This window comes from uncultured Sphingomonas sp., from assembly GCF_964244265.1.
In the GTDB taxonomy this organism is placed as follows: Bacteria; Pseudomonadota; Alphaproteobacteria; order Sphingomonadales; family Sphingomonadaceae; genus Sphingomonas.
The window spans coordinates 70,746-83,694 of the sequence record NZ_CAXTHV010000013.1 but is presented as its reverse complement, the minus strand read 5'-3'; the positions used below and the strand labels follow the sequence as shown (position 1 = coordinate 83,694).

Below are 12,949 nucleotides of genomic sequence, written 5' to 3'. Positions count from 1 at the left end.
TATGGCGGCGTGACTCACAACCAATGGCCTCCGGCAAACCCGGGGCGGTTCAGGTTAGCGCGGAGTAGCGCTTGATCAGCGAATGGCGGAGATTAGTGTGTCCCATCGCTTTAGGATGAGAACCGGCGTCGAAAACGCCAGAGGGTATTAGGTGCGTTTGCTACCTAATACCGCAGGCTTTCGGTCAACAACGACAAGTCAGGTAAGGGTGGGCAGAGGTGGCTGGTCGGTGATCGTGCTGCAGCGTCCGTGATTAGCTGCTTGCCCGTGACGACGTGAGTCGCAACCACAATTGCGGAAGGCCACGGCCTTCAGGCGCGGCCGCCGTCGCGATTGCCGGCTCCATCCCGCTCAGGATCGCTTCGGCGATCTTCGTCTCGTCCCGCTTCGCAGAGGCGAGATCGATCTCGTGAGAGCCGACGAAGCGATTGCACGTCCGCATGCTCACGCCCGGCCGGGCCTGCTCGTGCAGCTCCACGATCATGTCGGCCTGAAACAGCGCGGGCACGTTGGCAGGATCGAGCAGGTCGTTCTCGAACCCCTCGATATCGACGATTACCAGAGTGCGGCCGCCTTCCGAGATGCGCCGCTGCAACTCGGCGTGGTCGCAATAGTCACGGACCTCGACACGCTCGGCGACGTCATTCAGTCTCGCGAGTTCCGCCACCATTTCTCGCGATCGCGGGTCGACGTCATAGGCGACGACCTTCAGACGCGGGTTGGCATAGGCCATGCCGACTGCATAATAGCCTTCGGCCGAGCCGATATCGAGCACGGTGTCATAGTCGGCGCCGATCGCAGTCTGGACCCAGCCCGCGATTTCCTCCTCATAACGCCCGATGATCTTCGGCCCGAGAAGGCTCCCGGTCGAGGTCGTCAAATAGCGCATGCCCGCGAACGGGCCGCTGCGGATCGTCGTCGTGTCGCCGTTGATCCGCAGGGCCGCCAAGGCGGCGCGATTGTGGCGTTCGACGCCCGCGCTCATCGCTTGATTTGCGAGCGCTCCCTTGCCGGTCGACCGCTTCGCCAGGTTCACGCCGGCCTTGAGCAGGCCCTCAAGAAGCGGCGAGATGTAATAGATGCGCTGGGTCCACGTCTTGGACGACCTGATATCAGCAACCGCATTGGCAATCTGCGACATGGACGCCCCCGAATGATCCCCCAAAGGCGTACCGAGTACCCCGCCGCCGCACAACCCGGCCACTGGCCTGGCGATCCCGATTCACTACATGGCCCCCGCCGCGGAGGCCGCCGCCTTGTATCACCGCCTGCTTCGGCCTCCTTCAGGAGGCCGGTGATATCGCGGCTGTCCAGCGCAACTTACCGGTTGCACCGGCGCGGCCATGGGGTAAGCATCCGGCCGTGGCCGGGGGGAACAATGTCGACGCCGCGACCGACGGCCGCTTCGCCGCCGCGCATCGCGCGCTGATCGGCGATCCCGGCGTCCAGTTCACCTTCTCGTCCCCGCCGGTCCCGCCCAAGCCGCCCAAATGGCTCGACGATTTCCTGACGTGGCTCGGCCACGTCCTGAAGCCGGTATGGGATTTCTTCGACCGGGTCAGCGATGTCATGCCGGCTTTGCCGTGGGCGCGGGTATTGTTGTGGACGATCATCGTCGTCGCCGCGCTCGCCGTGCTGCTGCTCGTCGTCGAGCGCGTGCGCCATGGCGAGTGGCGGATGCCGTTGCGCCGCCGTGCGCGCGCCCTGGCGGTCGGTGTCGCCGACGAGGAATGGGCGCCCGACGCCGCGCCGGCGCGGCGCTGGCTGGAGGAAGCCGATGCGCTGGCGGCGCGCGGCGCCTATGCCGAGGCGATCCACCATCTGCTGCTGCGCTCGGTCGAGGATATCGGGCGGCGGCGGCCCGACGCGGTGCGGCCGGCGTTGACCAGCCGCGAGCTGGCCGCGGCGCCGGCGATCCCCGGATCGGCGCGGTCGCTGTTCGCCCGCATCGCCGGACAGGTCGAGCGCAGCCTGTTCGGCGGCCGTCCGGTCGGCGACGACGACTGGCGGAGCGCGCGCGCCGCCTATGCCGACTTCGCGCTGCCGGGCATGTGGCGGGCATGAGCGACGTCGCGCCCCCCCGCGCCGATGCCGCACCCGGCCTGTTCAACGCGCGGACCCTGTTCCTGCTGCTGGCGGTCGGCATCGGCGGCTTTGCCGCTACGCTGGTGCTGGCGACCTATGCGCCCGACATGCGGTCGGGGCAGAATGGCGGCGGGCATGCGCTGTCCAACGCGGCCATCGGGTTCAGCGGGATCGTCCGGCTGGCGGGCGATACCGGGATCGAGGTGCGGGTGTCGCGCGACAAGGCGGATTATGCCGCGCGCGGGCTGATGGTGCTGACGCCCAGCGACGGATCGGTCCCGATGGGTGACGTGCTGACCGCGCGCGCCAACCTGACGACGCTGGTCGTCCTGCCCAAATGGGCGACCTTGCCCGACCCCCGGCACCGCGGCTGGGTGGCGGCGCTGGGGCTGACCCCGGCGGGCGATCCGCAGGCCGTGCTGGCCCCCGCCGACCGCCTGAGCATCACGCGCGTGGCCAGCGGCGGCCGTCCGCTGCTGGCCAAGAACTGGCTGCCGGACCGCGCCGCGGCGCCGGCGCCGCGCCCGCTCCAGGTGTTTGCCGGCGACCATGTCGAGCCGCTGATCACCGATGCCGACGGCCGGGTCGTGCTGGGCAAGCTGGGCGGCGATCGGCTGGTCTATGTGTTGTCCGACCCCGACCTGCTCGACAATCGTGGGATGCGCGACCTCCGCAGCGCCGCGGCTGGACTCGCGCTGTTGCAGGAACTGAACAAGGATGGCGGCGCTATCACGTTCGACGTGACGCTGGCGGGGCTGGGGCGGCAGCGCAGCCCGCTCCGGCTGGCGTTCGATCCGCCGTTCCTGGCGATGACGCTGACGATCGTCGCGGCGATGCTGCTGGCCGGGTGGCAGGCCTTGGCACGGTTCGGCCCGGCGGCGCGACCAGAGCGCGCGATCGCCTTCGGCAAGCGTGCGCTGGTCGACAATTCGGCGGCGCTGATCCGCAAGGCGGGGCGCCAGATGCGGCTTGGCGGGCGCTATGCGGAGGTCGTCCGCGACCGCGCGATACTGGCGTTCGGGGTGCCGGCGCGACTGCGCGGCGCGGCGGTCGACGATTATCTCGACGGGCTCGACGGGCGGCGGCGCTTCACCGACCTGGCCCGGGCGATCGAGACCGCGGGGGACCGCGTGGCGCTGGTTGCCGCCGCGCAGGCGCTACACGATTGGCAGAAGGAGAAGAGCCGGTGACGGTCGAGGAAGTCCGCAACCTGGGACAGGCGATCCGGCAGGAGATCGGCAAGGCGGTGGTCGGCCAGGAAGCGACGGTCGACCTCATGCTGGTCGCCTTGTTCGCCGGCGGGCACATGCTGCTGGAAGGTCCGCCGGGCACCGCCAAGACGCTGCTCGCGCACAGTTTCGCGCGTGCCATCGGCCTCCAGTTCGGGCGCATCCAGTTCACTCCCGACCTGATGCCCGGCGATATCATCGGCGCGAACCTGTTCAATTTCCAGACCAGCGCCTTCACGCTGACGCGCGGGCCGATCTTCACCGATCTGCTGCTCGCCGACGAGATCAACCGCACCCCGCCCAAGACCCAGGCCGCGCTGCTCGAGGCGATGCAGGAGCGCACCGTGACGATCGACGGCGAGAGCCTGGCGCTCGGCGATCGCTTCATGGTGGTGGCGACGCAGAATCCGATCGAGCAGCAGGGCGTCTATCCGCTGCCCGAGGCGCAGCTCGACCGCTTCCTGTTCAAGCAGACCGTCGATTACCCCTCGGCCGCCGAGGAACGGCGGATCGTCGCCACCCATGGCGCGCGCAAGACCGCGATGGAGCCCCGGAAATGGGGGGTGGAGGCGCGCGCCGACGCCACCCTGATCGGCGCGGCGGTCGATGCGGTCGGGACGGTGCGGCTGGTCGACGAGGTGGTCGACTATATCACCGCGCTGATCCGTGGCACCCGCGACGTCGCCGACCTGGAAAGCGGCGCTTCGCCGCGCGCCGGGGCGATGCTGGCGGGCGCGGCGCGGGCGCGGGCGGCGCTTGACGGGCGCGATTTCGTGATCCCCGACGACGTCAAGCAACTGGCCCCCGCGCTGCTGCGCCACCGCCTGATCCTGTCGCCGGCGGCCGAGATCGACGGCCGCGCGGTCGAGGAAGTGGTGACCGGCATCATCGAGGCGATCGAGGCGCCGCGATGAGCCGCCGCCGATGAAGCCCGCGCGGTGATCTATCCGACGCGCAGCGCGGTGCTGGCCGCAGCGGCGGGAGCGCCGGTCGCGCTGCTGGTCGCGGTCCAGGTGCCCGGGCGCTGGTATATCGGACTGGTCTGGCCGGTGACGGTGCTGCTGGCGACGATCGTCGATGCGATCGAGGGCTTCCGCCCGGGGCGGGCGGCAGCAACGCTCGCCGTGCCGCGCAGCGCCAGCGTCGGCGCAACCGTCGATGCGACGATCACCGTCACGCTGTCCGGCGCGCGCCCGCCGCGGCGGGCGGAAGTGGCGATCGATGCCGGGCCGCTGGTCGAGCCCGCCGATGACGGCCGCGCAGCGATCGTGCTGACCGGGGGACGCGGCGCGGTCGCGCTGCCGATCGATACGCGACGGCGGGGCGTCGCGCGGTTCGGCACTTTGTGGGTCCGCTGGCGCGGGACGCTGGGGCTGGCCTGGCAGGAGAAGAAGATCGCGACCGACGCCGCGCTGGCGATCCTGCCCGATATCCGCCCGGTCCGCGAACAGGGCGCGCGGATCTTCCAGCGCCACGCCTTGCAGGGGCTGATCACCCAGATCGACCGCGGCGACGGCACCGATTTCGACTCGCTGGTCGAATATCGGTCGGGGATGGATCGCCGGGCGATCGACTGGAAGCAGTCGGCGCGGCACCAGAAGCTCCACGCGCGCGAGTTCCGGTCCGAACGCAACAACCAGATCGTGTTCGCGGTGGATGCCGGACGACAGATGTCGGAGCCGGTCGCCGGCCTGCCGCGCGTCGACCGCGCGGTCGCGGCGATGCTGCTCACCGCGTGGGTCGCGCTGAAGCTGGGCGACCGCGTCGCGCTCCACGCGTTCGATTCGCGGCCGCGAATCGCCAGCGGGCTGATCTCGGGTGCGGGATCGTTCGCCGAATTGCAGCGGCTGGCCGCCGCGATCGACTATTCGGGGGACGAGACCAATTACACCTATGCGCTGACCAACCTGGCGTCGCGGCTGACGCGGCGGTCGATGATCGTGCTGTTCACCGAATTCACCGACCTGACCAGCGCCGAGTTCATGGTCCGCGCCGCCGCCCGACTGGCCGAGCGGCACCTGCTGCTGGTGGTTGTGCTGCGCGACGAGGAACTCGAGTCGATCGTCGATACGCCGCCGCGCTTCGCCGACGACATCACCCGCGCAGTGACCGCCGCCGGGCTGCTCAAGGACCGCCTGCTGGTGCTGACCCGGTTGCGTCATCTCGGCGCGCATGTGATCGAGAGCCGCCATGACCGGATCGGCGAGGCGCTGGTCGCCGGCTATGTCGACCTCAAGCGGAGGAACCTGTTGTGAGCACGTCCGCCTTTGTCGATGCCGACCGGACGATGGTCAACGCGACGCGCTTTCGCACCGCGCATCAGGCGGATTGGGACAAGCTCGACGCGATCGTCGCCCGTATCGAGAAAGGCGGGGTCTCGGCGGTGAGCGAGGAATCGCTGCTGGTGCTGCCACTGCTCTATCGCTCGGCCTTGTCGTCGCTGTCGGTCGCGCGCGAGACCTCGCTCGACCGCAGCCTGATCGTCTATCTCGAGCAATTGTGCACCCGCGCCTATTTCCAGATCTATGGCGTGCCGACCTCGGCGAGGCGCCAGCTCGGCCGCTTCTTCGCCCATAGCTGGCCGATGGCGGTGCAGTCGTTGTGGCGGGAGACGCTGGTCGCGCTGGTACTGACGGTCGTCGGTGCCGTGGTCGCCTATGTCCTGATCCGCAACGATCCCGCCTGGTTCTATGCGGTCATTCCCGACGCGCTGGCGCAAGGGCGCGATCCGACCGCGAGCGTCGCGTTGCTGCGCGATACGATCTACGGTTCGTCGAAGATGCCGGGGAACGGCGAAAGCGCGTTGGCGACGTTTGCCGCATCGCTGTTCACCCACAATGCCCAGATCTCGATCTTCGCCTTCGCGCTGGGTTTCGCGTTCGCGGTGCCGACCGCGCTGCTGCTCGCCTATAACGGGCTGATGATGGGGGCGATGCTGGCGGTGTTCGTGCCCAAGGGGCTGGGGTTCGGGTTCGTCGGCTGGCTGATGATCCACGGCACGACCGAGATCTTCGCGATCGTCATCGCCGGCGCGGCGGGCTTTCGGATCGGCATGGCGATCGCCTTTCCCGGGCGCGCCGCGCGGACCGACGCGGCGGTGGCGGCGGGCCGGTCGGCGGCGACCGCGATGGGCGGCGCGGTGGTGATGCTGGCGGTCGCCGGACTGCTGGAGGGGATCGGACGCCAGACGATCACCTCGGACGTGCCGCGCTATGCGATCGGGCTGGCGATGCTGGCCGGCTGGTGCGTCTATTTCTACCTGCCGCGAAAGACCGATGGCGCGGCCGCCTAAGCCTGTATCGCTGCGGCGTACCTTCGTCACCCCCGAGGGCGTCGATCTCCAACTGGAGCTGGGCTCGGCGGGATCGCGCGCCGGGGCGTTCCTGCTCGACGCGGTGATGATGCTGGCGATCCTGGTGATCGGGACGATCCTGATCGGCTTCCTGTTCATCGCCGCGCGCAGCCAGCTGATCTACGCCTTGTGGCTGATCGGCTTCTTCGTCCTCAGGAACGGGTGGTTCACCCTGTTCGAAATGGGCGGGCGCGGCGCCACGCCGGGCAAGCGGCTGGTCGGCCTGCGCGTGGTCGCGCGCGACGGCGCGCGGCTGACCGGGGGCGCGGTGATCGCGCGCAACGCGATGCGCGAGATCGAGGTGTTCCTGCCGCTGTCGTTCCTCGGCGCGCAGTCGGCGGCGGAGGTCGCCGACTGGTTACTGACATTGTTCGCCTTGTCCTGGAGCGGCATCTTCCTGTTCTTTCCGCTGTTCAACCGCGACAAGCTGCGCGTCGGCGACTTGCTGGCGGGCACCTGGGTGGTGCGCACGGTCAAGGCGCGGCTGGGCGACGACCTGGTCGCCGCGGCGGCCGCCGGCACGCGGGCGCGACGGACGTTCAGCGAGGCGGCGCTCGACCTTTACGGTATCTTCGAACTGCAGACGCTGGAGGAGGTGTTGCGAGACGGCCGCCCCGAGCCGATCGGCACCGTCGCGGAAGCGATCCGGCGCAAGGCCGGCATCGCCGACGATGGCGACGACTGGGGTTTCCTGACCGATTATTACGCGGCGTTGTGCGCACGGCTGGAACGCGGGATGATGGTCGGCCTGCGCCGGGAGGACAAATACGGCAAGGCGACGCGGGCGGCGTGACGCCTGCTCGCCCATGGGTTTGCAGCCTAATTACCCGGGCGGATCAGTTGGAGGTGCAACCCAAGCGCCTTCCAGGTGCCGGCGACGCGGGTGTAGACCGCAATGAACTTGGTCACATAGGTGTACGGCTTGCCGGCTTTGGTCTCGGTGATCGTGTCCGTTCCGACCTCGACCGCGGTGTCGCCGGCAATATCGCGATGCTAACCGAGTTTCACCGGCTGATCCACTAATTCGCCTCGGCCAGCAGCGTGCGTGCGGGCATGCCGGTCCAGTCCAGGCCGCCGGCCACGCGCCACATTTCGCGGCCCTTCGCGTCGTAGAGAATCGTGGTCGGCAGGTTGGGATTGCCGAGCGCGGCCGACATCTTGAGCGCGGGGTCGAGATAGGGGCGGAGCGCCTTGAGCTTCTCCCTGGCGACGAACGGCGCCACCGCCTTGGCGCCGTCGAGGTCCTGGCTGAGCGCGACGATGGTGACATTGCCTTCGCCGGCGAGGATGTCGAGCGTCGGCATCTCGGCGACGCAGGGGCCGCACCAGGTCGCCCAGAGGTTGAGCAGCACCGGCCTGCCGGCGAAGCTCGCCAGCGTCACCGTCTTGCCGTCGGGCGCGGTGAAAGCGACCTTCGGCGCCGCCTCGCCCTGGTGGCCGCGGTCGACCTTGCCGGTCGCGGCGGCGGCAGCGCCTGGCGGCCCGACCACCTCGTCCGGCGTCGTCTCGGCATCCGCCGCGACATTGGCGACGGTGTCGGTCGCTTGCCCGTTCGGGGGCGAACGCCTATCGCAGCCGCCGATTGCCGCTGTGGCGGCCAGGAGAAACACGATAGCGCGCATGGGACCCTCGAATACGATGTGGGGCGGTCGGTTTGCCGAGGGCCCGGCGGCGGTGATGCGCGAGATAAATGCGTCGATCCCGTTCGACAAGCGGATGTGGCGCCAGGACATCGCCGGATCGAAGGCGCATGTCGCGATGCTGGACGCGCAGGGCATCATCGCGCCCGAGGATGCTACGACGATCGGCGCCGGGCTGGACGCGGTGGCCGAGGATTATGCGCGCGACGGCGTGCCCGACGACCTCGCGCTGGAGGACATCCACATGCTGACCGAGGCGCGGCTGACCGAAAAGGTCGGCGCGGTCGCCGGCCGGCTGCACACCGCGCGGTCGCGCAACGACCAGGTCGCGACCGATTTCCGGCTGTGGGTGCGCGACGCGATCGACCAGGCCGATGCCGCGCTGGGGGCATTGCAGGACGCGCTGATCGCGCGCGCTGACGAACATGCGGCCAGCGTGATGCCCGGCTTCACCCACCTCCAGAGCGCGCAGCCGGTGACGCTCGGCCATCACCTGATGGCCTATCACGACATGCTGGCGCGGGACCGCGGCCGGCTGGCCGACAACCGGGAGCGGATGAACCGGTCGCCCCTGGGATCGGCGGCGCTCGCCGGCACCGGCTTTGCGATCGATCGCGATGCGACGGCGCGGGCGCTCGGCTTTGCCGGACCGACCACCAATTCGCTCGACGCGGTCAGCGACCGTGACTTCGCGCTCGACCATCTCGCGGCCGCCACGCAATGCGCGCTCCACCTCAGCCGGCTGGCCGAGGAGTTCGTGCTGTGGGCGTCGCAGCCGTTCGGCTTCGTCAGCCTGTCCGACCAATGGTCGACCGGCAGCTCGATCATGCCGCAGAAACGCAACCCCGACGCCGCCGAGCTGGTGCGTGGGCATAGCGGGCGGATCATGGGCTGCATGACCGCGCTGATGGTGACGATGAAGGGCCTGCCGCTGGCTTATTCAAAGGACATGCAGGACGACAAGCCGCCGGTGTTCGAGGCGCATGACCTGCTTGGCATTTCGATCGCGGCGATGACCGGGATGGTGGAGAGCGTGACCTTCCGCACGGACCGGATGCGCGCCGCCGCTGAGGCGGGCTTTGCCACCGCGACCGACCTGGCCGACTGGCTGGTGCGCGAGGCCGGGGTCCCGTTCCGCGAGGCGCACCATATCACCGGCGAGGCGGTGAAGGCGGCCGAGCAGGCCGGGGTCGCGCTGGCCGAATTGCCGCTCGCGGCGCTCAAACGGATCGATGCGCGGATCGACGAACGCGTCTATGGCGTGCTGACGGTCGACGCGTCGGTCGCCAGCCGCACCAGCTTCGGCGGCACCGCACCGATGCGGGTGCGCGAGGCGATCGCCGCGGCGCGTGCCGCGCGAAAGGGAGAAACGACGTGAGGAAGCTGTTGCTGCTGGGTCTGGTGCTCGCGGTGTCGGCGTGCGGCGCGGCACGCGATCTGGAGCCGGCGGCCGGCGAGCGGCTGCCCGTGGCGCCCTATGGCGCGACCGCGACGCCGACGCCGGGCGCGTTGCTGACCGCATCCAGCCAGGCCCGGCCGGAACGGAGCGACGAATTGCTCAAAAGCTCCGAGGAGCGAACGGGCAACCAATTCGACCTGCCGCCCGCCAATTGACATGAGCCGGTTCGCGCTGCGCAACGGCGAGTTGTTCGCCGAGGATGTCCCGCTGTCGCGGATCGCCGCCGAAGTCGGCACACCGGTCTATGTATATTCGCGGCGCCAGCTGGAGGATAATGCCGACGCCCTGCGCTATGGGTTGGGTATCCTGCCGCGCGTCCACCTGGCCTATGCGATCAAGGCCAATCCGAACCTGGCCGTCGTGAATGTGCTGGCGAAATGCGGCTATGGCGCGGACATCGTCTCGGGCGGCGAGATGGCGCGCGCGCTGGCCGCCGGGATGGCGCCCGATGACATCGTGTTTTCGGGCGTCGGCAAGACCGTCGCCGAACTCGACGCGGCTCTGGCCGCCCGGGTCGGCCAGTTCAACATCGAGATCGAGGAAGAGGGCGCGATCCTGGGCGACCTGGCCGTCGCGCGCGGGACACGCGCCCAGGCTGTCCTGCGTGTCAATCCCGACGTCGATGCCGGCACCCATGCCAAGATCTCCACCGGCAAGGCGGAGAACAAGTTCGGCGTGGCGATCAGCGACGCGCCGGCGATCTACGCGCGGCTGGCGGCGCTGCCGGGGCTGGCGATGCGCGGCGTGGCGGCGCATATCGGCAGCCAGATCGCCGATCTCGCGCCGCTGGAGACGACCTATCGCCGGATCGGCGCGCTGGTCGCCGAGCTGCGCGCGGCCGGCCATGACGTGACCCATGTCGACCTGGGCGGCGGGTTCGGCGTCGCCTATCGTCCCGGCGAAGTCTATCCGACCCCGCGCGAGATCGGCGCGATGGTGGCGCGGGCGACCGCCGGCTGGGACGTGACGCTGATGTTCGAACCCGGCCGGGTGATTGCGGGCGATGCCGGATTGCTGCTCACCCAGGTGATCTGGGTCAAGCCGGGAACGGGCCATCCGTGGGTGATCGTTGATGCGGCGATGAACGACCTGGCGCGCCCCGCTTTGTACGACGCGCACCATGAGTTCGGCGCAGTGCGGCCGTCGGGCACGCGGATGACGGCCAATCTGGCTGGCCCGGTCTGCGAAAGCGGCGACACCTTTGCCAAGGCGCGCGAGATCGACGCGGTCGTGCGCGGCGACTTGGCGGTGCTCTACACCGCCGGCGCCTATGGCGCGACGATGGCGTCGACCTATAACAGCCGCGCTTTGGTGCCCGAGGTGCTGGTCGATGGCGACCGTTACGCGATCGTCGCCGATCGCATCGGCGCGGACACGATCATGGCCGCCGAACGCGTGCCCGAGTGGCTGACCGCGTGACCCTGCACAGCCTGCCGGTGTTCGTCCGGCTGGGCGGCCGGCCGGTGATGCTGATCGGCACAGGCGAGGCGGCGGCGGCCAAGCGGCGGTTGCTGGAACGGGCAGGGGCGACGATCGTCGGCGAGGAGGACGCGGCGGCGCTGGCGATCATCGCGCTCGACGATCCCGATGCGACGGTGGCGCGGCTGAGGAGTCGCGGCGTGCTGGTCAACGCCGTCGACCGGCCGGACCTGTGCGACTTCACGCTGCCGGCGATCATCGACCGTTCCCCGGTGATCGTCGCGATCGGCACGGGGGGCGCGTCGGCGGGCTTGGCGGCGGCGCTGCGCCAGCGGCTGGAGGCGATGCTGCCGGCGGGATTGGGCGGACTGGCCGAGATATTGCACGCCGCTCGAGCCAGGCTGCGCGCCCGCTTTCCCGACGGCGGGGATCGGCGCCGCGCGCTGGGCGCGGCACTGGCGGCGGGCGGCCCGATCGATCCGCTGGGTGCAGACGCATCGTCGAGGGTCGCCGCCTGGCTTGGCGACGAAAGGTCGGGGCCGTCGACCGATCGGCCGGCATTGACCGTGATCACGCTGTCCTCTCCCGATCCCGACGACCTGACGATGCGCCAGGCGCGCGCGCTGGCACACGCCGATCGCGTCGTCCATGACGCGGGCGTGCCGTCCGCGATTCTCGACCGAGGGCGAGCCGATGCCACGCGGATGGTTTCGTCCGGCCCGCCCGTCGGGTACGGCGAAGATGTGACCGTCTATCTGGAGATGAAGCGGTGAGCGGTTTCGCCTATCGGGTCGACGGCGCGGGCAAGGTCACCAAGACCGACATCAAGCAGGCGCTCGACGGCGCCGATCGCTTCGTCTGGGTGCATTTGTCGACCAACAACGAACACGCGCAGGACTGGCTGGCCAACATCGCCAAGCTCGACGACTACCTCGTCGAGGCGCTCACCGCGAGCGAGACCCGCCCCCGCTGCGAGCAATTCGACGACGGTGCGCTGCTCAACCTGCGCGGCCGGTCGGAGGATCATCTATCGACCTCCGACCCGCTGGCGTCGATCCGCATCTGGGCGGTCGACGGCCGGGTGTTCTCAGTGTCGCGCAAGCAGCTGACCGCGGTCGACACCGTCGTCAAATGCGTCGAACAGGGCCGCGCGCTCGACCCGGGCGACCTGATCGCCGAATTTGCCAGCGCGATCACCAGCGACCTCGATCCCGATGTCGCCGAACTCGGCGACGACCTCGACGAATGCGAAAGCGGCCTCGACGCCGACAGGGTATTCGAATTGCGACGGACGGTCACCAGGGTGCGCGTCCAGGCGATCGGCTATCGCCGTTTCCTCGCGCCGCAGCGGAGCGCGCTGGAAAAGCTGGCCACCCTGCCCGTCGGCTGGCTGCGCGACGACGACCGCCTCCATCTCGTCGCCGCCGCCGATCGCGCCGCGCGCATGGCCGAGGAACTGGAAAGCATCCGCGAACGTGCCGCGCTGACTCATGAGGCGTTGACTGACCTGCGCGCCGAGCAGATCGACAGCCGCGCGCTGATCATCTCGATCGTGGCGATGGTGTTCCTGCCGCTGACCTTTGTCACCGGACTGTACGGCATGAACGTCAAGGGCCTGCCCTATGCCGAGGAACCCTGGGCGTTCGATGCGATCTGTGGCGCGTGCGCGGTGATCGGTGGCGGGATCACCGCCTATTTCCTCAGTCGTCACTGGATCGGGCGACGCGCCTGACATCGGCCGCGAAGGGAAAAGGTCCGGGGGGTT

At 69.4% G+C, this 12,949-nt stretch carries 13 protein-coding genes; 11 read left to right on the top strand and 2 right to left on the bottom strand.

All coding sequences use genetic code 11. The features are described 5' to 3' along the window. Nucleotides 1-253: 253 nt before the first annotated feature. Nucleotides 254-1,195, bottom strand: a complete 942-nt coding sequence (locus ACFE7K_RS07475) for a hypothetical protein (RefSeq protein ID WP_375397549.1) — start codon at nt 1,193-1,195, stop codon at nt 254-256. 167 nt (nt 1,196-1,362) lie between these two features. On the opposite strand from ACFE7K_RS07475, the gene ACFE7K_RS07470 reads away from it, so the two are divergent. Genes ACFE7K_RS07470 through ACFE7K_RS07445 form a run of 6 tightly spaced genes read left to right on the top strand, consistent with a single transcriptional unit; the run spans nt 1,363 to nt 7,459 of the window. Beyond that, complete coding sequence (locus ACFE7K_RS07470; protein WP_375397548.1) at nt 1,363-2,064, top strand: DUF4129 domain-containing protein; 702 nt, start codon at nt 1,363-1,365, stop codon at nt 2,062-2,064. Beyond that, nucleotides 2,061-3,275 carry a hypothetical protein gene (locus tag ACFE7K_RS07465; protein WP_375397547.1) on the top strand — a complete coding sequence of 405 codons (1,215 nt, stop codon included), beginning with the start codon at nt 2,061-2,063 and terminating at the stop codon, nt 3,273-3,275. Before ACFE7K_RS07470 ends, ACFE7K_RS07465 begins: the two co-directional genes overlap by 4 nt. After that, nucleotides 3,272-4,228, top strand: coding sequence for an AAA family ATPase (locus tag ACFE7K_RS07460; protein WP_375397546.1), 957 nt, complete (start codon nt 3,272-3,274; stop codon nt 4,226-4,228). Before ACFE7K_RS07465 ends, ACFE7K_RS07460 begins: the two co-directional genes overlap by 4 nt. Before the next feature lie 24 nt (nt 4,229-4,252). Next, the gene (locus ACFE7K_RS07455) at nt 4,253-5,569 is read left to right on the top strand and encodes a DUF58 domain-containing protein (RefSeq protein WP_375397545.1); all 1,317 of its coding nucleotides are present in this window, start codon (nt 4,253-4,255) and stop codon (nt 5,567-5,569) included. A 32-nt stretch (nt 5,570-5,601) separates the two neighbouring features. Next, the gene (locus tag ACFE7K_RS07450) at nt 5,602-6,606 is read left to right on the top strand and encodes a stage II sporulation protein M (RefSeq protein ID WP_375397556.1); all 1,005 of its coding nucleotides are present in this window, start codon (nt 5,602-5,604) and stop codon (nt 6,604-6,606) included. Beyond that, on the top strand, nt 6,590-7,459 hold the full coding sequence (locus tag ACFE7K_RS07445; RefSeq protein ID WP_375397544.1) for an RDD family protein: 870 nt from the start codon (nt 6,590-6,592) through the stop codon (nt 7,457-7,459). The genes ACFE7K_RS07450 and ACFE7K_RS07445 overlap by 17 nt, the downstream gene beginning before the upstream one ends. Before the next feature lie 226 nt (nt 7,460-7,685). Here the strand turns inward: ACFE7K_RS07445 and ACFE7K_RS07440 are convergent, their stop codons facing one another. Beyond that, entirely contained in the window at nt 7,686-8,288 is a 603-nt protein-coding gene (locus ACFE7K_RS07440) for a TlpA family protein disulfide reductase (protein ID WP_375397543.1), read from the bottom strand. 16 nt (nt 8,289-8,304) lie between these two features. On the opposite strand from ACFE7K_RS07440, the gene argH reads away from it, so the two are divergent. Genes argH through ACFE7K_RS07415 form a run of 5 tightly spaced genes read left to right on the top strand, consistent with a single transcriptional unit; the run spans nt 8,305 to nt 12,916 of the window. Then, nucleotides 8,305-9,684 carry an argininosuccinate lyase gene (gene argH / locus ACFE7K_RS07435; RefSeq protein WP_375397555.1) on the top strand — a complete coding sequence of 460 codons (1,380 nt, stop codon included), beginning with the start codon at nt 8,305-8,307 and terminating at the stop codon, nt 9,682-9,684. After that, nucleotides 9,681-9,920, top strand: coding sequence for a hypothetical protein (locus ACFE7K_RS07430; protein WP_375397542.1), 240 nt, complete (start codon nt 9,681-9,683; stop codon nt 9,918-9,920). Before argH ends, ACFE7K_RS07430 begins: the two co-directional genes overlap by 4 nt. A 1-nt stretch (nt 9,921) precedes the next feature. Next, complete coding sequence (gene lysA / locus ACFE7K_RS07425) at nt 9,922-11,184, top strand: diaminopimelate decarboxylase (protein WP_375397541.1); 1,263 nt, start codon at nt 9,922-9,924, stop codon at nt 11,182-11,184. Nucleotides 11,185-11,186: 2 nt separating this feature from the next. After that, nucleotides 11,187-11,957 carry an NAD(P)-dependent oxidoreductase gene (locus ACFE7K_RS07420; RefSeq protein ID WP_375397554.1) on the top strand — a complete coding sequence of 257 codons (771 nt, stop codon included), beginning with the start codon at nt 11,187-11,189 and terminating at the stop codon, nt 11,955-11,957. Next, the gene (locus tag ACFE7K_RS07415) at nt 11,954-12,916 is read left to right on the top strand and encodes a zinc transporter ZntB (RefSeq protein ID WP_375397540.1); all 963 of its coding nucleotides are present in this window, start codon (nt 11,954-11,956) and stop codon (nt 12,914-12,916) included. Before ACFE7K_RS07420 ends, ACFE7K_RS07415 begins: the two co-directional genes overlap by 4 nt. The last annotated feature ends 33 nt before the right edge of the window (nt 12,917-12,949 follow it).

Coding starts and splice junctions, on each gene's coding strand:
- ACFE7K_RS07465 (WP_375397547.1), top strand. CDS start 2,061: ATGAGCGACGTCGCGCCCCCCCGCGCCGATGCCGCACCCGGCCTGTTC.
- ACFE7K_RS07450 (WP_375397556.1), top strand. CDS start 5,602: ATGGTCAACGCGACGCGCTTTCGCACCGCGCATCAGGCGGATTGGGAC.
- ACFE7K_RS07445 (WP_375397544.1), top strand. CDS start 6,590: ATGGCGCGGCCGCCTAAGCCTGTATCGCTGCGGCGTACCTTCGTCACC.
- ACFE7K_RS07440 (WP_375397543.1), bottom strand. CDS start 8,288: ATGCGCGCTATCGTGTTTCTCCTGGCCGCCACAGCGGCAATCGGCGGC.
- argH (WP_375397555.1), top strand. CDS start 8,305: ATGTGGGGCGGTCGGTTTGCCGAGGGCCCGGCGGCGGTGATGCGCGAG.
- lysA (WP_375397541.1), top strand. CDS start 9,922: ATGAGCCGGTTCGCGCTGCGCAACGGCGAGTTGTTCGCCGAGGATGTC.